Annotated in this window: 19 protein-coding genes; 17 read left to right on the top strand and 2 right to left on the bottom strand. The window is 46.1% G+C overall.

Annotation, left to right across the window (positions count from 1 at the left end):
* The first annotated feature begins 830 nt into the window (after positions 1-830).
* Positions 831-3,539, top strand: a complete 2,709-nt coding sequence (locus MHI25_RS26965; RefSeq protein ID WP_340394625.1) for an O-antigen ligase family protein — start codon at positions 831-833, stop codon at positions 3,537-3,539.
* On the opposite strand, the gene MHI25_RS26960 is transcribed toward MHI25_RS26965, so the two are convergent.
* Together MHI25_RS26960 and MHI25_RS26955 are read right to left on the bottom strand one after the other, a co-directional pair.
* Positions 3,528-4,184: an SdpI family protein gene (locus tag MHI25_RS26960; protein ID WP_076193667.1), complete on the bottom strand. Its 657-nt coding sequence runs from the start codon at positions 4,182-4,184 to the stop codon at positions 3,528-3,530. The genes MHI25_RS26965 and MHI25_RS26960 overlap by 12 nt on opposite strands.
* Entirely contained in the window at positions 4,184-4,522 is a 339-nt protein-coding gene (locus MHI25_RS26955; RefSeq protein WP_076179758.1) for an autorepressor SdpR family transcription factor, read from the bottom strand. The genes MHI25_RS26960 and MHI25_RS26955 overlap by 1 nt, the downstream gene beginning before the upstream one ends.
* A 216-nt stretch (positions 4,523-4,738) precedes the next feature.
* Between MHI25_RS26955 and MHI25_RS26950 the strand changes: the two genes are divergently transcribed.
* The 16 genes from MHI25_RS26950 to MHI25_RS26875 all read left to right on the top strand — a co-directional run bounded on the left by MHI25_RS26950 (position 4,739) and on the right by MHI25_RS26875 (position 17,753).
* Positions 4,739-5,497 carry a glucose 1-dehydrogenase gene (locus MHI25_RS26950; protein WP_076128654.1) on the top strand — a complete coding sequence of 253 codons (759 nt, stop codon included), beginning with the start codon at positions 4,739-4,741 and terminating at the stop codon, positions 5,495-5,497.
* Between the two features lie 350 nt (positions 5,498-5,847).
* Positions 5,848-6,462 carry a DedA family protein gene (locus MHI25_RS26945; RefSeq protein WP_036680184.1) on the top strand — a complete coding sequence of 205 codons (615 nt, stop codon included), beginning with the start codon at positions 5,848-5,850 and terminating at the stop codon, positions 6,460-6,462.
* Positions 6,459-7,025, top strand: coding sequence for a thioredoxin family protein (locus MHI25_RS26940; RefSeq protein WP_340394624.1), 567 nt, complete (start codon positions 6,459-6,461; stop codon positions 7,023-7,025). Before MHI25_RS26945 ends, MHI25_RS26940 begins: the two co-directional genes overlap by 4 nt.
* Before the next feature lie 4 nt (positions 7,026-7,029).
* Positions 7,030-7,659 (top strand): MBL fold metallo-hydrolase, encoded by a 630-nt coding sequence (locus MHI25_RS26935; RefSeq protein ID WP_076128651.1) that lies wholly within the window; start codon positions 7,030-7,032, stop codon positions 7,657-7,659.
* A 545-nt stretch (positions 7,660-8,204) separates the two neighbouring features.
* Positions 8,205-8,750, top strand: a complete 546-nt coding sequence (sigY, locus tag MHI25_RS26930) for an RNA polymerase sigma factor SigY (protein WP_076179762.1) — start codon at positions 8,205-8,207, stop codon at positions 8,748-8,750.
* Positions 8,737-9,066, top strand: coding sequence for a YxlC family protein (locus MHI25_RS26925; RefSeq protein WP_076128645.1), 330 nt, complete (start codon positions 8,737-8,739; stop codon positions 9,064-9,066). The genes sigY and MHI25_RS26925 overlap by 14 nt, the downstream gene beginning before the upstream one ends.
* Positions 9,063-9,278: a hypothetical protein gene (locus MHI25_RS26920; RefSeq protein ID WP_036680176.1), complete on the top strand. Its 216-nt coding sequence runs from the start codon at positions 9,063-9,065 to the stop codon at positions 9,276-9,278. Before MHI25_RS26925 ends, MHI25_RS26920 begins: the two co-directional genes overlap by 4 nt.
* Positions 9,279-9,330: 52 nt before the next feature.
* Positions 9,331-9,522, top strand: a complete 192-nt coding sequence (locus MHI25_RS26915; RefSeq protein ID WP_036680175.1) for a PLDc N-terminal domain-containing protein — start codon at positions 9,331-9,333, stop codon at positions 9,520-9,522.
* A complete protein-coding gene (locus tag MHI25_RS26910) occupies positions 9,522-10,436 on the top strand; it encodes an ABC transporter ATP-binding protein (protein WP_340394623.1) in 915 nt (304 codons plus the stop codon). The genes MHI25_RS26915 and MHI25_RS26910 overlap by 1 nt, the downstream gene beginning before the upstream one ends.
* On the top strand, positions 10,433-11,203 hold the full coding sequence (locus MHI25_RS26905; RefSeq protein WP_340394622.1) for an ABC transporter permease subunit: 771 nt from the start codon (positions 10,433-10,435) through the stop codon (positions 11,201-11,203). The genes MHI25_RS26910 and MHI25_RS26905 overlap by 4 nt, the downstream gene beginning before the upstream one ends.
* A 147-nt stretch (positions 11,204-11,350) precedes the next feature.
* Positions 11,351-11,734, top strand: a complete 384-nt coding sequence (locus MHI25_RS26900; RefSeq protein ID WP_036680170.1) for a hypothetical protein — start codon at positions 11,351-11,353, stop codon at positions 11,732-11,734.
* A gap of 249 nt (positions 11,735-11,983) precedes the next feature.
* Positions 11,984-12,271, top strand: a complete 288-nt coding sequence (gatC, locus tag MHI25_RS26895) for an Asp-tRNA(Asn)/Glu-tRNA(Gln) amidotransferase subunit GatC (protein WP_036680166.1) — start codon at positions 11,984-11,986, stop codon at positions 12,269-12,271.
* A 27-nt stretch (positions 12,272-12,298) separates the two neighbouring features.
* On the top strand, positions 12,299-13,756 hold the full coding sequence (gatA, locus tag MHI25_RS26890) for an Asp-tRNA(Asn)/Glu-tRNA(Gln) amidotransferase subunit GatA (RefSeq protein ID WP_340394621.1): 1,458 nt from the start codon (positions 12,299-12,301) through the stop codon (positions 13,754-13,756).
* Positions 13,757-13,779: 23 nt separating this feature from the next.
* A complete protein-coding gene (gene gatB / locus MHI25_RS26885) occupies positions 13,780-15,213 on the top strand; it encodes an Asp-tRNA(Asn)/Glu-tRNA(Gln) amidotransferase subunit GatB (protein WP_175617363.1) in 1,434 nt (477 codons plus the stop codon).
* 122 nt (positions 15,214-15,335) lie between these two features.
* The gene (locus tag MHI25_RS26880; RefSeq protein WP_340394620.1) at positions 15,336-15,806 is read left to right on the top strand and encodes a GNAT family N-acetyltransferase; all 471 of its coding nucleotides are present in this window, start codon (positions 15,336-15,338) and stop codon (positions 15,804-15,806) included.
* A 45-nt stretch (positions 15,807-15,851) separates the two neighbouring features.
* Positions 15,852-17,753, top strand: coding sequence for a DUF4097 family beta strand repeat-containing protein (locus MHI25_RS26875; protein WP_340394619.1), 1,902 nt, complete (start codon positions 15,852-15,854; stop codon positions 17,751-17,753).
* Positions 17,754-17,847 lie beyond the last annotated feature (94 nt).

Genomic DNA, 17,847 nt, shown 5'->3' with positions numbered 1-17,847 from the left:
AAACGAACAATACTCCGCATATGGCGGGATTCTTGAAAAACAGTTGCACAAAGTACAATTAAAGTGAAAGTAAGCAGCGAGAGCACGGGATTAGCTGCACTTTTTACAACTATATAGCTTTTTTGATGAGAATTCGGATAGTGCAGCTAGTGTGATCCAATGATGAGGACGGTACGGCTAGTGCGATCTAATGGTGAGTTGGTTTAGTTGTACTTTGTGCAACTAAATATGCTCTGAAGCTGCGTTTTAGTAATTTAGTTGCACTTTGTACACTTAAAAACGAACAATACCCCGCATATGGCGGGATTCTTGAAAAACAGTTGCAGAAAGTACAATTAAAGTGGAAGTAAGCAGCGAGAGCACGGGAATAGCTGCACTTTTTACAACTATATAGTTTTTTTGGATGGGAATTCGGATTTTACAGCTAGTGTGATCCAATGATGAGGACGGTACGGCTAGTGCGATCTAATGGTGAGTTGGTTTAGTTGTACTTTGTGCAACTAAATATGCTCTGAAGCTGCGTTTTAGTAATTTAGTTGCACTTTGTACACTTAAAAACGAACAATACCCCGCATATGGCGGGATTCTTGAAAAACAGTTGCAGAAAGTACAATTAAAGTGGAAGTAAGCAGCGAGAGCACGGGAATAGCTGCACTTTTTACAACTATATAGTTTTTTTGGATGGGAATTCGGATTTTACAGCTAGTGCGATCAAATGGTTAGGGCGGTACGGCTCCTTTGTGGAGAGGTATCGTCTTTTTGCGTTCTAGTCTTGTATTAGTGAAATGTGGAAAGGATAGAGATAAATTAACGAATACAGGGGTATCTAAATGTGGCGTTTTAAAAAAGACCGGAGTCTGGAATCATTAACCGCATATATTTGTGGAGCCTTAGTGATAGCGGCTGGGGTGGGTGCTTGTTTGTTGCGGGGATTGTTTTTTACTGAGGAGATGTATCCCTTTCTAACTTTATGGTTTGTGTTGTGTTGTACGTGCTCGCTTTATTATCTTGTTGGGGTTGGCGCATGGAGAAAAAGTGGGGGAGGTGCAGTAAGTGGTATTACGGGAGTCAATGGAGTTAGTGAAGGTAGTGAAGGTAGTGAAGTTAGCGGAGAAAATAAAGCGTTAAGAATATTATTAAGCGTCCCTTTAATTATTCTATCGCTTTATGTGATTCATTGGTTGCGCGAGCCGCTTTCCTCCCAGGGAACTATGAATGAAATGCTGCGGTGGGGCTTGTATGCTAGCTTTGCATTATTGGTTTGTTTTTGTGCGGTGAACCGGGTGGGGCGGCGGATTGTAAATGTAACTTGGTCTATGGCGGGTATGTTTTTGAGCATGAGCGCTTTGTTGGCTGTTTGCGGAGTGGTAAAGTTGCCTTTCGCTGTCGCCTACAGCAATTCATCGGAAGTGAGCGCCACAGGGGTTAGGTTAGCAGGATTGATGGAATATCCGAATGCTTTTGGTGCTGTGATGGCTGTTTTTCTGCTGGAACGGCTATTTGTTGTTGCTGTTTATTACGGGGAGCCAAAAAAGAGCGTGAATATGTTGGGAGCAAGAAGTGTTGGGCTGGGGATGGAGTGCGCAGAAGCAGAACGGAGGAGCAAAGGGGCAGGAGGCGTGGAAGCGGAGCAGGGAAAAGCAGGAAGCACGACCGCCGCGCTGCTGCGCTTGCTGCCGCTGTTCCCGTACACCGCCGCGCTACTCCTCAGCGAGTCGCGCGGCGCATGGCTGACGGCGGCTTGCGCCTGCGCCGCCGTCTTGCTCTGGAAGCGGCAGCTAATCGCGCCGCTTCTTGCTGCTGGCGCCGCGCCCGTGGCCGCCGCGGTGCTACTCTACCGCCAACTGGCCCGTGCCGGGTTGGCGGTAGAGCCTGTGCCCGGCCTGCTGTTGCTGGCCGGGCTTTGGGCCGGCGCGCTGCTAGCCGGCCTGTGGCTGTGCCGCCGCCAGCGCAGCGCGGCGGGCACTGCCCGAGCCGCCATGCTGGCATTGGCGGCGGCAGGTTGGACGGCGGCGGGGATCGCCGTCCTCCTGCACGTGCGCGAGCGGATCACCGGACCGTCATCGACGGTATCCGCGCGCGGGCTGTTCTACCGCGACGCCTGGCGGCTAGCGGCAGAGGCACCTTGGCTGGGACGTGGGGGTGAGACTTGGCGGCATGCCTACCTTGCCGCCCAATCTCGCCCTTATGTAGGCAGCCAGGTGCATAATGGATACCTCGACATCCTGTTGAACTTAGGATTCGTTGGTCTTGCAGCCATACTCCTTATGCTGTTGGCAGCAGGCTGGCTGCTGGCTACTAAATCGCCGCGGTTGCTGCCGCCGTTTCTGGTCATCGTCTTACACAGCGTCGTCGATTTTGACTGGAGCTACGGATTATTTTGGCTGCTGCTATTCTGGCTGCCAGCGCTTGCTCTGGCTGAGGATAAGCAGAAACATCAATCTGCGCCAACCCACCCTCAGTCTGAGACCAAGCTGCCAATTCAATCCACATCTACGAACCCGCTCACCAATGTCACTACACCAGCGAATCCGCTAATCGCTCAATCCACATCTACGAACCCGCTCACCAATGTCACTACACCAGCGAATCCGCTAATCGCTCACTCCACATCTACGAACCCACTCACCAATGTCTCTACACCAGCGAATCCGCTAATCGCTCACTCCACATCTACGAACCCACTCACCAATGTCTCTACACCAGCGAATCCGCTAATCGCTCAATCCACATCTACGAATCCGCTCACCGGTGTCTCTACACCAGCGAATCCGCTAATCGCTCAATCCGCATCTACGAACCCGCTGACCAATGTTTCTACACTAGCGAATCCGCTAATCGCTCACTCCACATCTACGAACGCGCACATTGATGTTTCTACATCTACGAATCCGCTAATCGCTAACTCTACACCCAAGAAACAGCCCCAAATCCGCCTTCGCCGACTAATCGGAACTGCGGCATGTTGTTTTTCGCTTCTGCTGGGGGTGCTATCTTTTCACGCCGCTCAAGGAGAGAAGTTCTATCGACAAGCGATTATGTCGGTGGATCCTTCGGTGAAGGTAGAGTTGCTACAGCAATCGCTGGGTTGGAATCCCCGGTCACCTCGAACGGTTATAGCATTATCTAGGTTGCTCTCGGGTGAACAGAGCGTGAGTCTGCTTCGGCAGAGTTTGTTGTATTCTCCCGAGAATGCCAGCTTAAGCTGGGAGCTGGCTGAACGATGGATAAGCAGTGGCCGTCCGGGGGCGTCGTTATATTGGATGCGCCAGAGCCTTAGGCTGGATAAGTACAACAATGCCAAGTGGATGAAGGCGATTGAAGGGATGTTTCTTATGGGGCAAAAAAAGCTTGCAGAAGGAAATCGAAAGGAAGGCTTAGTCTGCGTCGCCTCTGGGAATGAACTTCTTCTGGAATATAGAAGGTTGGCAGAAGAGGAGGCTAATAAAGGAGGGCAACATAATGACCGTGAGTTCCAAATGACAGAACAAGCCGACGACTTGAGTCGACGGCTTAGTATGTTGGCTTTACGATTTTAGCGGACGTGAAATCATCCAGGAGTAGAGAATGGGCACGATAATTGCAAGTACGAGTGCCGTAATAATAAGAAGCTGAGACAAGGCTCCGCTCAAAAAGGCTCCTGCAAAAATAAGTAGGCCACCGATCATCCACATTATCCCGGATAGGCGATGTGTTTTTCGCCATACCTCGGGGTTGGCGAGCGTCCAGGCTGTACGAACCCCAAACAAGTAATTATCTTTTATCTGTGGCATGTAGTTGCCAAGAGCAATAAACATAATTCCAACAGCGCCTATGGCGATCTTCCCAACGTTTATATCTTTACCTAGACCGTAAGCAATCGACAGCACCAGCATTAGATTAAAAAGCACCCCAATAGCAAGTCTGCTCATGGCATAGGCATTTTCGAATTTTTTGTAATTGTCCCGCTTAGGGTCGATGCTGCGTGTGAACTGCATGATCAGCGGGAGCACAATGCCTAAGATTCCGAACACAAAAATAGCTATATTTTTGTCCCAGTATCTGTTGACCTTACCCGTAATTCCAAATTGTGCCGGTAACTCCTGCGGAAGCTTGCTGTAATTGATCAGAGCGTAGGCTAATGTAGCTAAACCTAATATTACGATGAGGGTATCCTGCCATCTCCATTTGAAATCTTTCATCATTAATCCGCCTCCTTTTTGGAATCGATATCCTGATGTTGCTGCTTTCCGTCCAGTGATTTACTCTCCGTCTCCGTTTGCTTACCTGTCCCAGTGAGCTCCAATAACCAACCGAGAACCTCTTCGAGGACTGTTGTGTTTAGCGAGTACATAATAAATTGTCCTTTTCGCTCATCCTGTACAAGATCGGCATGCTTCAGCGCATTCAGATGGTGAGAAATGCTTGGCTTAGACATGTTGAAAAAATCTGCGATTTCACCTGCGGTTCGATCTTTCTCCCTTAGTAACCGAATGATTTGGCGACGGGTAGGGTCAGCTAGTGCTTTGAAGGATTCATTCATATTCCACCCTGCCTTTCGATATTTAAATAATTATCTAAATGTATAATAACTCTTTGTTTTAATAGCTGTCAATGCAGTATTCACTTAGCAATAGCGTGTGTAAAAGTGTCACCGAATCTTTAAAATTAAGGACCGTTCAAAGCCTCCTCCTGTTCATACTAACGAAGGGCATGCATTCCTTGATGCACCGAACATACGACGCAGAGGAGCGGATATATGATACTAACCAATAAAGTCGCAGTTGTTACGGGTGCAGGATCGGGGATTGGAGAAGCGATTGCTCTGCTTTTTGCCCGACAGGGTGCTAAAGTGATTGCTGCGGACATCCATCTGGCGAATGTAGAAGCGGTAGCCAAAAAGGCGGAAAAGGGTGAGGGACACGGAGTCGTCTACCCCGTAAAGGCTGATGTCTCGAAGGAAGAGGACACACAGCGAATGATTGATGCCGCAACCACACAGTTCGGAGGCCTTCATATCCTTGTTAATAATGCCGGAATTATGGATAAAATGACGCCAGCGCACGAGATCACTGATGACTTGTGGGAACAGGTGCTTGCGGTCAACGTAACCGGTCCGATGAGAGCCATTCGTAAGGTTTTGCCGATTTTTATGGCGCAGGAAAGCGGATGTATCATCAATGTAGCCTCTATTGGCGGCTTAGCGGGCTCGCGGGCGGGAGTGGCTTATACTTCCTCTAAGCATGCTGTAATCGGGATGACCAAAAATATAGGATTTCAATACGCTAAGCTTGGAATTCGCTGTAATGCCATAGCGCCGGGCGGGGTAAAGACAAATATTGATCTGTCTGATCCAAGTCCTTTTGGGAGTCAAAAAGCGGGCGAAGGTATGGCGTCGATGCCACGGACAGGGGAGAGCAGTGAGATTGCTTCGGTAGCTTTATTTTTAGCTTCAGATGCTGCAAGCTTTTTGAATGGATCGGTGATAACGGCGGATGCCGGCTGGATGGCTTATTGATTGAGCGCAGATAAAAAGGTGTTCATTTTCCCTTTATTGGTGGAATTTGTTCACCTTTTTTGTTTATGCCTATTACTCAAACTCTTTTTAAGTATGGATTGGAAGATGGAAGCTGCTTGCCGCGTAAGTAGAAGTGATAAGGTTGCTTGTGCTAGAATAGGCTAAGAGAAACTGGAAAATATAGCAGAGCGGCAAAGCTTTTAAAAATATAAGAAAGTATAAGATTAGTATCTATGCTTTTATGTTCTTATATTTCACTCGCTTAAACGCTTAGTGTCTTATAAAGATGCCAAAGGCGATTAGCTTGATACATGTAGCCATATTCTGCGGAAAAGGGAGGAGGAGCACGTTTGCATTTTATTTCTGATCTGATCTCGACATTATTTGAATGGATTCAGAGTCTTGGTTATTTTGGGATTATGATCGGACTGATGATTGAAGTTATTCCTAGTGAAATTGTATTGGCTTTCGGTGGTTTCTTGGTATGGAGTGGAGATATTAATTTTTTCGGCGCAGTATTGTTTGGTACGATAGGCGGAGTGATTGCCCAGATCTTTGTATATTGGATTGGCCGTTATGGGGGCAGGCCTGTACTGGAGAAATACGGGAAATATATTCTTATCCAAAAAAAGCATATTGACCATTCGGAAGAGTGGTTCAATAAATATGGGACAGGTGTAATCTTTACGGCACGCTTTATTCCCGTTGTTCGCCATGCCATTTCCGTTCCAGCGGGGATTTCTCGTATGCCTTTAGGTAAGTTCACTTTATTGACTACACTTGCTGTTATTCCATGGAGTGCTTTGTTCGTATATCTCGGTATGACATTGGGGAATAAGTGGGAAGATATTGACGAGGTAGCAGCTAAGTATACCAACGAAATTATTCTCGTAGCGTTAGCACTAATCATCATTTATTTTGTGTATAAGTGGTTTAAATCCAAGAAGAGGGGGACTGCAAAATGAAACCGAATGTAGCTCATAAATTTGGAAAAGGTCTTACACCGCGCCAATTTGTAGAAAGCATGACGAAGAACCAGCAGGCTTTTGAATCCTGGTATGAGAAGTTTTCTTGGGAAGATGAGAGTGACAAGGAATTTTTTGAAAGCCTGAACCATCGTGATGATTTGCGAGTACTTATCCTTGCCGCTGATTGGTGTGGAGATGTAGTTCGTAATGTCCCTGCGGTATTCCGTATTTTGGAGACTGCCGGAATGAAGACAGAGGTATTCATTTTGGAGGAGAACCAGGAGCTTATGGATGAATTCTTGACCATGGGCGGAAGATCTGTTCCGATTGTGATCTTTGCAGATACCGGCGGATATGTGCTTGGACATTGGGGTCCTCGTCCAGAGCATGTGCAGAGCCTAATGAGAGAGTTCAAACGTGAGGATCCTGATCGCGAGGCCGCTGATTACGACAGCAAAATCGCAGAAGTACGTAAGGCTATGGGGCAAGCTTATGGGGAAGGAACGGAATCACAAGCAGTTATCGCAAAAGAGCTGCGTAGTCTGATTTCCGGATTCTAGACCAATGCTAAATATACGTTCGTTTAATTTAGGTCCGCTTCAGACCAATGCCTACTTGCTGACAGGTGCAGATCCAACGAAGGGTATCATTATTGATCCCGGTATGAATCCTGCGGCATTAGTGCGGAGTATTGAAGGGATGGAGATCGAGGCTATTTTGCTGACGCATGCGCACTTTGACCATATGGGCGGCGTAGACGAAATTCGTAAAGCTAAGAAATGCCCTGTTTATTTACATCCACTAGAGAGTGAATGGCTCAGCAGCCCTAAGCTAAATGGTTCATTGATGTGGCCTGATGTTTCATCTCCTTTAACTACAGATCCTGCAGAATATGATCTGGCAGAAGGACAAGTTCTGCAATTCATCGGACATACCTTCCGCGTGTACCATACACCTGGGCACTCTCCGGGCAGTGTCAGCTTCCTATGCGGGAATGATTTATTCTCTGGAGATGTGCTGTTTAAGATGGGAGTTGGGCGCACCGATTTGCCTGGTGGCAGGGAACGTGATTTGTTCGATTCTATTCGTGGCAAGCTGTACAAAATGGATGATGAAGTGAAGGTTTATCCAGGTCATGGCTCCCGAACAACCATCGGTTTTGAAAAAGTTCGTAACCCTTATATCCCTCAATAAACAATCATTCTAGTAGAACTGACAAGAATCGAGGAATTTTTGATAGACAAAGGGATACAAAAGGACTACAATATTGTTAATTAAATGTAACATTAACCTCGCGAAGCACGCAGACTGCGGAATTAATCCCGGTTTGCGTTCTTTTTTTGTCTACATATAGGTTTAAAAGCATGGGGGGAAATAGATTGGAGAAGAATATATATTACCCGTTGGATTACGGATGGTATGACTCCAAGGAGAAATGGACTAGTTTTTGCAGCAGTAAATGCCGATGTTTTTCAGAATGTTCTGGAAAGGGCGGTTTTTGTACTTCCATAGAACGCAGGGACATACAATCGGAGAATAAGGATGGGAGAATACCAGTGAATTCAGGAGGCGAGCCTAGAATAACGCCTCTTTTTTGGCATTTCCCTGCTGAAGCGGGATTGCTTCAGCCATGGCGGCGTAAGCTCTGGGAGCTCAAAAAATAAAGTTAAAGCGCATTGAACGAATCACTATACATAATCGTATTACAAATAAGAACGAAATCCTGAATGGAGGGGCAGATGAGCGATCAGGCGCTGGAGAAAATCAGACGGGCACAGCAGGGAGATACTTCAGCACTGTCTTCACTGCTGCGAGAACATTATACTTTTCTGTTCAAATATCTACTCAAAGTGACTATGGATCCGTTGCTGGCAGAGGATCTTGTACAGGACACGATGGTCAGATGTATGGAAAAAATCAATACCTATAACGGTTCTTCTTCGTTCTCCTCTTGGTTAATTACGATAGCCACCAGAATATTTATCGATCGAAAGCGGCGCTGGAAACGTGAGGCAGAATGGAAGAAACGGGAACAGCAGGCGCAGGGCACCCGTTCGATTCGTTGGCGGTTTGAGAGCAGGGGGGAAGAATGGAGTGAAGTACTTGATTCCATTTCCAAGCTACCCTCTGCTCAGAGGGTAGCTGTGCTGCTGAAGCATTATTATGGCTATAGCTATGAAGAAATCGGTGTGATCATGCAAATTCCTTCTGGCACGGTCAAATCGCGTGTGTCCCTTGGTCTTAACCAATTGCGAAAGGAGCTGAATGAGGATGGAGAAGGATAAGGAGCCAGAACTGTATTTGCACAAGCTTACTGAAGAGCTTGAACGTTTGGATGCGCAATATGATGACCTCACCCCACCTTCGTTACAGGAACTGGAGTGGTTAATGGCTGATGCAGCTGTGCAGAGAAAGAGAAGGGAACGCAAAGAACTACTGTTATTCTGGGGGGTCTCATTGATCCTGATCTGCGCATTTTTATCCATTCTCACTTCTGCACCAATGATCTATTGGATTATTCAGGCGATCATTCCTATTGTAGGACTGGGTGGCTTAGGGATCGCCAGGATCAGAAGAAATAGAGAAGGTGTACAAGAATGAATGAGCTGCAGGATGTGCCTCTTTGGTTGTGGTTTGGCATAGCAGTAGCGTTAATGCTGCAGGGGACCTTACTGTTCCGGGACGCAAGACGGCGCGGGAAAAAAGCTTGGTTCTGGGGGTTGTGGGCGATTACTACAGTTCCGTCACCCGCATTAGTCTACTTACTTGTTGTTATTCTTCCTGACCGACGTAGACGGAAGAAGCAGTTGTGAAGCTTTAGTAAGAAGCTCGTTCCTTTCATCCTATTACAAGGAGTGGTACTTCATGGAAGAGGTAAAATGGGGTTTAATCATGCCGTTAATTATTCTGCAGGCTTTGCTTGCTATTATTGGTCTGATATCTCTGGCCAAAGCGGATAACGTTCGTGGTCCAAAATGGATGTGGATTATTATCATTATTTGCGGAAATATATTAGGCAGCGTAGCTTATTTCACAATAGGAAGGAAAGATGTCTGATGTCACTCCTTCAAGTTAAGAATTTGCGCAAAAGCTATGGGGCGCATATTTCCGTAAATGATATAAGCTTTGAAATTGAGAAAGAACGGTGCGTCGCTTTACTGGGGCCTAACGGTGCTGGGAAAACGACCACACTTCGTATGCTGGCAGGGCTGCTAGAACCCACCTCTGGAATGATTTCATTTGAGGGGAGCCGTCCTGGAGCCGAATATCGCAGAGGATTAGGATATGTGCCACAGTCTCCAGCTTTTTATGGGTGGATGACTGGACATGAATATGTTGTTTTCGCTGCAAAGCTTAGTGGAATGGGAACTAAAGACGCATCCAGCAGGGCATTGGAATCGCTTGAGCGTGTAGGGCTTAAAGGTGATGCTCGTCGCCGGATTGGTGGATACTCCGGTGGGATGAAGCAGCGGCTGGGTCTGGCTCAGGCGCTTGTGCACCGGCCTCGTCTGCTGTTGCTTGATGAGCCTGTATCTGCACTTGATCCGATTGGCCGCAGAGAAGTAATGGGACTGCTGCGGGAGATACGTGAAGAGACAACTGTAGTTTTTTCTACACATGTGCTGCATGATGCAGAAGAAATTTGCGATGATATTATTTTAATGAATCAGGGCTTGATTGCTGAGAAGGGGTCTTTATCACAGCTGCGTACACAATACAGCCTTCCTGTTATTCGTTTACGTACAGAGAAGCAAGAAAAAGCTATTCAGTGGCTGGAGTCTCTTGCTGCCAAACCGTTTGTACTAGAGACTCAGTTGTTCGGAGATCAGGCAATTTTTAATGTGAACGATGTAGACATGGCCCGATGGACGATTCTGCAAGAAGCGGCGCAGCTCGAAATTCCATTACTGCAATTTGAAGCGGGTTCTTCCACGTTAGAGGATTTATTTATGAAGGTGGTGGGAGTATGAGAAGCGCCTGGGTCCTTTATCGCAGAGAAATGCTCGAAATGGCTCGCAGTTATAAGTTAATCTGGATACCTGTCGTTTTTATCCTATTAGGTATTATGCAGCCGTTAACTACTTATTATTTGCCGGAAATATTAAAAGCTTCAGGTGATGTTCCCCCAGGTCTGCTAGAGGGGTATGAAATACCGAGTGCCGCAGCTGTGATGGCACAATCTCTGGGACAGTACGGAACGATCGGAATGTTAGTATTGGCGCTTGGCGCGATGAATGTTTTAGCCGGTGAGCGCTATAGCGGAACTATGGAATTAATTCTGGTAAGGCCGGTTTCTCCAGCCGCAATAGTGTTCGCTAAATGGGCAGCGCAGCTGACCCTGTTGATCGTTGCTCTAGGATTAGGTGCAGCGGGCGCAGCTTACTACACGGAGCAGTTGATTGGTTCACTATCTTGGGGAGATGTCATCGCAGCTTCTGGAGTGTATGGATTGTGGCTGTTATGTGCTGTCTCAGCTACGTTGTTGTTTAGTGGATTTTTAAAATCTCCAGTTGCCGCCTTTTTAGCATTGGCGCTAATGGCAGGATTATCATTAGGCCAAAGCTTATTGCCTTCATGGTTTGAATGGGCACCTGCGGGGCTTTCCGGGTTATCGGCTGGAATTCTTATGGCTGGAGAAGGCTTCAGGGTTGGACCCTATCTTTCAGCAGCTATTTTGATCTTGATTTGTTTAGTGGGTGCTGCACTTTTGACAAGGAAGAATAACTTACCCGCTTGAACCATAAGTTATATTTTTATTAAATATAGTATATTTTCATAGAATTTGTAGGATCGGCCAGCCTTCAACTAGACAGTTCTATCTTTTTTTAGTAGACTGTTGAAACAAGCAAAATCTTGAAAGATTTTGGGGTTAGGAGGTAGGGCGATGCTGCGTTTAGGAGAGAAGATTGTCATTGTTGCGGACGCTTTCGAGCAGAGTCTTCCTATCGGGGAATACGGCTACCTAATTGCTTACGACCGCAATCCCGATAATGCGTTTGACTATGTTATTCGTGTACCAGAGGCTAATAGGAACTTTTATGTTCCGGCTGAGGACATTGAGGCGGAAGAACATTTATTAGTAGCTGAGGCTGAGAGAGCAACGCATGAAGCGTTGATTGATTATGCTTTGTCCACGTACAATGAGAAGCTGTTCCATCATTTGATGAACGGTGAAGATATGGATATAGAAGAGACGGAATCAACGTCAAGCGAAAGCATGTCCCAAGCGGATTTCATCAAACAAGTGAATCTTCGAGCTTGGATTTAAGGAAGGCCGGCGCAAGCCGGCTTTTTTGTTTTGTCATACCGCTGCTAGATGCTGTGAAATCACTGACTGTCAAAACCCTTCTCTATGAATATACTAACGATACGCTCCTTTAAAATGTGTAGGAATCCCCTTCACTTTGATAAAGGAGCGTTTGTTTTACAGCCCATCATTGAATTGTCCAAGCTTCTACAATATAATTAAAAACGTTATCCGGGCGCTTTAGCCCTTTAAACAGGAGGGATTTTTCTTATGAGCATTACCGTTAAAGATGTGCAGCATGTGGCCAAGCTGGCTCGTCTGCAGCTGAGCCCGGAAGAAGAGGCAACCTTTACAGAACAAATGAATGCTATTTTACAATATGCCGAGAAATTAAATGAGCTAGATACGGAGAATGTAAAGCCGACCACGCATGTGCTGCAAGTCAGCAATGTAATGCGGGAGGATGTTGTGAAGGATAGCCTTACGCAAGAGGAAGCACTTCTTAACGCTCCAGATGATGAAGACGGACATTTCAAGGTTCCAGCTGTTTTGGAATAACTACATAATTAGAAAGGGGGAAGAATCTTGAGCCTGTTTCAAAATCGATTGCCTGAAGTACACCGCATGTTAACTGCTAAAGAGGTATCGGTCAGTGAACTGACTGAAGAATCGCTGGCGATTATCGCTGAGCGGGATAAGAACGTAAATGCATTTTTGACCTTGAATGAGGAGGGCGCTCGTAGCACTGCACGCGCTTTGGACGACAAACTGGCATCCGGAGCAGCACGTGGGTTGCTGTTTGGTCTTCCTGCTGGAATCAAGGATAATATTGTAACTAAAGGCCTGCGCACAACTTGTGCCAGCCAATTTTTGAGCGACTTCCAGCCGATTTATAACGCTACTGTAGCTTCTAAACTGAAGCAAGCAGATGCCGTAACGATCGGTAAATTAAATATGGATGAATTCGCAATGGGCGGATCTAATGAGAACTCAAGCTTTGGTCCTGTACGCAATCCTTGGGATTTAGAGCGTGTGCCCGGCGGTTCCAGTGGCGGATCTGCAGCAGCAGTAGCTGCGGGCGAAGTGTTCTTCTCACTAGGTTCGGATACTGGGGGTTCCATCCGCCAGCCAGCTTCCTATTGTGGTGTTGTAGGTCTCAAACCTACTTATGGTCTTGTATCACGTTACGGGCTGGTAGCCTTTGCCTCCTCACTAGATCAGATTGGACCATTAACACGTAATGTAGAGGATTCTGCCTATGTGCTTCAAGCAATTGCTGGTTATGATGCCCAAGACTCTACTTCGGCTAAAGTAGAAATTCCTGATTATTTGAGTTCACTTACTGGTGATGTTTCCGGACTTCGCATTGCTGTTCCTAAGGAATACCTGGGAGCAGGTGTCGATGCTTCTGTGCGTGAGACAGTTTTGTCTGCACTTAAAGTGCTGGAAGGAATGGGTGCTGTCTGGGAGGAAGTTTCATTACCACATACGGAATACGCAGTAGCAGCTTATTATTTGCTGTCCTCTTCGGAAGCTTCATCTAACCTCGCGCGTTTTGACGGTGTGCGTTATGGCGCACGTGTAGATGAAGGCGGAGGATTGCTTGATCTATATCTTAATTCCCGCAGCCGCGGCTTTGGCCCTGAGGTTAAACGTCGTATTATGTTGGGTACTTATGCACTCAGCTCCGGGTATTACGATGCTTACTATTTAAAAGCACAAAAGGTGCGTACTTTGATTAAACAGGACTTTGATGACATCTTTAAAAAATATGATGTGGTCATCGGCCCAACAGCACCAACGACAGCATTCAAATTGGGTTCACAGACTGAAGATCCGCTGACCATGTATCTGAACGATATTCTCACGATTCCTGTAAGCTTGGCGGGTATTCCGGCCGTGAGTGTTCCTTGTGGTTTTGCGGAAGGCATGCCTGTAGGTCTGCAAATTATCGGTAAGGAATTTGACGAGAACACGATTTTGCGTGTCGCTCATGCTTTTGAACAAAATACAGATCATCACAAGCAGCGTCCACAGCTGTAGTAAAGGAGGGAATGGGATTACTTATGTCTAAATACGAAACGGTCATCGGCTTGGAAGTTCACGTAGAGCTTCATACCAACTCCAAAATCTTTTGCGGATGCTCCACTGAATTTGGAGCCCCACCTAACACTCATACCTGTCCTGTCTGCTTGGGTCACCCCGGCGTATTGCCAGTGCTCAACAAACAAGCGGTAGAATACGCTATGAAAGCAGCGATGGCGCTGAATTGCACCATTGGTGATGTTAGCAAATTCGACCGCAAGAACTATTTTTACCCGGATTCACCAAAAGCTTATCAGATTTCACAATTTGATCAGCCTATCGGCCTGAACGGTTGGATCGACATTGAAGTTAACGGAGAGACCAAACGGATCGGCATTACTCGTCTTCATTTGGAAGAGGATGCAGGTAAGCTTACGCACGTAGATGGCGGTTTTGCCTCGCTTGTCGATTTTAACCGGGTGGGAACACCGCTTATCGAAATCGTATCCGAACCTGATCTGCGCTCCCCTGAGGAAGCTCGTGCTTATCTGGAGAAAATCCGTGCGATTATGCAGTATTGTGACGTATCCGATGTCAAGATGGAAGAAGGATCGATGCGCTGTGACGCGAACATCAGTCTACGCCCAGAAGGACAAGAGGAATTCGGCATTAGAGCAGAGCTTAAGAACATGAACTCCTTCCGCGGTGTATTGCGTGGACTGGAGTATGAACAATATCGTCAGGCTGAGATCCTGGATGATGGTGGAGTTGTTGTGCAGGAGACTCGCCGCTGGGATGAAGCACAAGGGAAAACATTATCGATGCGCGGGAAAGAAGAAGCGCATGATTATCGTTACTTCCCGGACCCGGACTTGATCGTTCTGCATATTGATGATGCTTGGAAAGAATCCATTCGTTCAACGATTCCAGAACTTCCGGATGCTCGGAAAGCACGTTATAGCGGGGAACTGGGCTTGACAGCTTATGATGCAGGCGTCATTACATCCTCTAAACTGTTAGCGGACTTTTTCGAAGGATGTCTTGCCTATACGCAGGATGCCAAGGCTGTAGCTAACTGGATTATGGGTGACTTGCTTGCCTATTTGAATGGTAATAATCTGGAGTTGTCGCAGGTACAAATTACACCACAAGGGCTAGGCGAGATGATCGGGCTGATTGCAGCCGGAACCATCAGCAGCAAAATCGCTAAAACAGTATTTAAAGAAATGCTAGAGAGCGGTAAACTGCCAGCCGTTATCGTTGAGGAAAAAGGTCTAGTGCAGATCAGCGATGAAGGTGCCATTAAAGGAATTGTGGAAGCAGTCGTAGCCGCCAATCCGCAATCAGTGGAAGATTATAAAGCAGGTAAACAGAAAGCAATCGGCTTCCTGGTCGGACAAGTCATGAAAGAAAGTAAAGGTAAGGCGAATCCGGGTCTTGCTAATAAACTTCTCATCGAGGTATTGAGCAGCTAAACGCTTGTCGTCCATTAAAGGACGCCGAAGGCGTTTATAATTGGGGTAATATACTTATGTAATAAGCTAAGGGCTTGTCGGCAACGGCAGGCCCTTAGCGGCATATAAGGGGACTGGTTAGGATGAATACAATTAACAAGCTAAATCTGCAGGATGAAAGCACCGTTAATGAATTATGGAGTCTTCAGCATAAGGCCTATAGACTGGAAGCTGAACTAATAGGCTTTCGTGAAATTCCACCTCTGATGGAGACGAGAGAAATGCTCAGCAGCTCTAAAGAGGATTTTTATGGCTGCTTCGATATTGATGAAGAACTAATGGGTGCTGTTGCTGTAGAGGAAGAATCTCCTGGCAAATTGACGATTACACGAATGATGGTGGGGCCGGACTTTTTTCGTAGAGGTATCGCTAGCCATCTTTTGGAATATGTATTTGAGCATTTTGCAGGGATGGAGCAATTCGTTGTGTCGACAGGCAAAAAGAATACACCTGCCGTTTCGTTGTACAGTAAACATGGTTTTCTGCCTACCGGTGTGGAGGAAGTCGCTCCAGGAGTTGAATTGATTGAATTTCATCGGAGTGGTTCTCTTTGAAAAAAGATATTCATAGACAACTATTTACGAAAGGAGGAGTCCAAAATGAAACATGACTCTGCAATGCTCCCAGAGCAGGAAGAACTGCAAGGTTCTGTTGATATAGAGACTAAGGAAAATGAGATACAGAAGAGGATTATTCCTCCGCGTCCGAAGCGGCGCCACCGCAAACGTAAATTTATTGCTGGACTGCTGGCAGCACTCATCCCTGGGACGGGGCATTTGTATTTTGGGCTTCTCCGAAAAGGGATCACCTTCATCTTTCTAATTCTTTTGGATATCTCAGCTTTATTGTATTTCTCATCCATCGGGATGCAGATCAATGTTCCACTGCTTATTTTACTTGCGCTCATTATTCCAGTGATCTATTTTTATAACGTGTATGACGTATTGCAATTAGCGGACAGGCTTCTTCGCTTCCCAGAGGATCATGATCTTGCTATTCCTGTGACCAAAGCAAACGAGGCTCCTAAACGTCGTAGTATCGTCAGCGAGCCTGGGATATCCTTTGGACTCTTATTGCTCTTAGGGGGCGCCCTGCTTATTCTGTTCCGGCAGAAACCAACATGGCTCCAGTTCTTTATTGAACATTATGCCGAAATGGCCGTGTCTGTCATTTTAGTATGCGGTGGCTTATTTATAGGAGCTAGAGAAATTGCCAGAGCAGTTGTGCAGCGTAAAGACAATGAACCTCGCAAGCGGCGCGTGGGAAGATATACGGCTTCTATATTACTGATAGCTATTTCTGTTCCTTTGTTTTTGGATTGGAGAGAGGGAACTGACTATATGCTCCTGCTCTTGAAGTGGTGGCCAGTCATCCCGGTGATATGGGGGATTGAGTTCCTGCTGATGTTTATCTTCTCTAACCGTTCAGCCAAGGGAACCAGAATCAGATTGGATTTACGTGGACTTTTATCTGCTATATTGCTAGCTGCGAGTGTATTTATTGTTGCAGAGCAAGAACATTATTTATATCTATGGAAAAATGTCAGTCTAAACCTGACGGCAGCTGCAGTGGACTATGGTGAGGCTAAAGGCAGCAAATATCAGAAAGCCCCGCTAATTGTTCCGGTGGAATTAAATACAGCCAAAATATCTATTGATAGTATTAATGGTGATATTTTATTACACCGTGCTCCAGTGGATGATATTCAAATTACGACGACAGTTTGGGTAGATCAGTTGGATGGGCCGATGGCTGAAGCTATATCAGAACAGTCCTTTGTGGACGTTGTTGAAGGGCCCAACATAAAAATCACCTCGAATAGCAAGGCCTATGGAGAATCCGGTAAACGCCAGCCACGCATGGATTTAGATATTTACTTGCCGGAGGATCGCCGCTTTAACCTCGATGTTCGCACTATGAATGGCGGGATCACGTTGCAGAATGTAGAAGCCATTGAAGACATTTCTCTGGAAACGGGGAATGGAGAGCTGATCCTTCATCGTATCTTTGGTAATGTTAAGGGAAAAACACTGAATGGAGCTGTCCGTGCCAGATCTGTTCAAGGCAGCGTTGATTTAACAACGAGCGGAGGCAATATGAATGCTTGGGATGTTACCGGTGCTTTGAAATTATCGACGGCTGTCGGCAATATTAGTGCGATCGGAAATAGCAATGATATCGATATTACTACCAAAAACGGTAATTTAGAGGTTGATGGAGCCAGATCCAAGCTACATGCCGAATCTCTAAATGGTACCATTGATGTTCGCTCTTCTGATGTCGCTGGAGATTGGGACATTTATAGCGCAGTTGGTGACATTCAATTGTATTTACCGATGTTAAGCAACTATACAGTGAATGGATCCAGTGGATATGGAGATATTACTTCAGATTTGCCTGAACTTACAATTGATAAGAAAAAAGTATCAGGTGAAGTGGGGACCGGCGAGTTCAAGCTTCATGTTGAAGGAAATAGCAATCTAAATGTTAGGAAATATTGAAAAAAGTAATTTTTCTTATATAATAATAAATATAATGTATAGACTTCGTTGACAATATTGAAAAATCGGTCTTACAATCTTAAAAAGTATTTCT

Origin of the sequence: Paenibacillus sp. FSL E2-0177 (assembly GCF_037992975.1) — a bacterium.
Classification (GTDB): Bacteria; Bacillota; Bacilli; order Paenibacillales; family Paenibacillaceae; genus Paenibacillus_AQ; species Paenibacillus_AQ odorifer.
The sequence above is the reverse complement of the archived record's forward strand: the minus strand, read 5'-3'. Positions and strand labels throughout refer to the sequence as shown.

Excerpts from the sequence above, each read along its gene's own strand:
- MHI25_RS26940 (WP_340394624.1), top strand. The coding sequence starts at position 6,459 with ATGAAACCGAATGTAGCTCATAAATTTGGAAAAGGTCTTACACCGCGC.
- MHI25_RS26955 (WP_076179758.1), bottom strand. The coding sequence starts at position 4,522 with ATGAATGAATCCTTCAAAGCACTAGCTGACCCTACCCGTCGCCAAATC.
- gatB (WP_175617363.1), top strand. The coding sequence starts at position 13,780 with ATGTCTAAATACGAAACGGTCATCGGCTTGGAAGTTCACGTAGAGCTT.
- sigY (WP_076179762.1), top strand. The coding sequence starts at position 8,205 with ATGAGCGATCAGGCGCTGGAGAAAATCAGACGGGCACAGCAGGGAGAT.
- MHI25_RS26915 (WP_036680175.1), top strand. The coding sequence starts at position 9,331 with ATGGAAGAGGTAAAATGGGGTTTAATCATGCCGTTAATTATTCTGCAG.
- MHI25_RS26900 (WP_036680170.1), top strand. The coding sequence starts at position 11,351 with ATGCTGCGTTTAGGAGAGAAGATTGTCATTGTTGCGGACGCTTTCGAG.
- MHI25_RS26905 (WP_340394622.1), top strand. The coding sequence starts at position 10,433 with ATGAGAAGCGCCTGGGTCCTTTATCGCAGAGAAATGCTCGAAATGGCT.
- MHI25_RS26875 (WP_340394619.1), top strand. The coding sequence starts at position 15,852 with ATGAAACATGACTCTGCAATGCTCCCAGAGCAGGAAGAACTGCAAGGT.
- MHI25_RS26935 (WP_076128651.1), top strand. The coding sequence starts at position 7,030 with ATGCTAAATATACGTTCGTTTAATTTAGGTCCGCTTCAGACCAATGCC.
- MHI25_RS26965 (WP_340394625.1), top strand. The coding sequence starts at position 831 with ATGTGGCGTTTTAAAAAAGACCGGAGTCTGGAATCATTAACCGCATAT.
- MHI25_RS26910 (WP_340394623.1), top strand. The coding sequence starts at position 9,522 with ATGTCACTCCTTCAAGTTAAGAATTTGCGCAAAAGCTATGGGGCGCAT.
- MHI25_RS26925 (WP_076128645.1), top strand. The coding sequence starts at position 8,737 with ATGGAGAAGGATAAGGAGCCAGAACTGTATTTGCACAAGCTTACTGAA.
- MHI25_RS26920 (WP_036680176.1), top strand. The coding sequence starts at position 9,063 with ATGAATGAGCTGCAGGATGTGCCTCTTTGGTTGTGGTTTGGCATAGCA.
- MHI25_RS26880 (WP_340394620.1), top strand. The coding sequence starts at position 15,336 with ATGAATACAATTAACAAGCTAAATCTGCAGGATGAAAGCACCGTTAAT.
- MHI25_RS26950 (WP_076128654.1), top strand. The coding sequence starts at position 4,739 with ATGATACTAACCAATAAAGTCGCAGTTGTTACGGGTGCAGGATCGGGG.
- gatC (WP_036680166.1), top strand. The coding sequence starts at position 11,984 with ATGAGCATTACCGTTAAAGATGTGCAGCATGTGGCCAAGCTGGCTCGT.
- MHI25_RS26960 (WP_076193667.1), bottom strand. The coding sequence starts at position 4,184 with ATGATGAAAGATTTCAAATGGAGATGGCAGGATACCCTCATCGTAATA.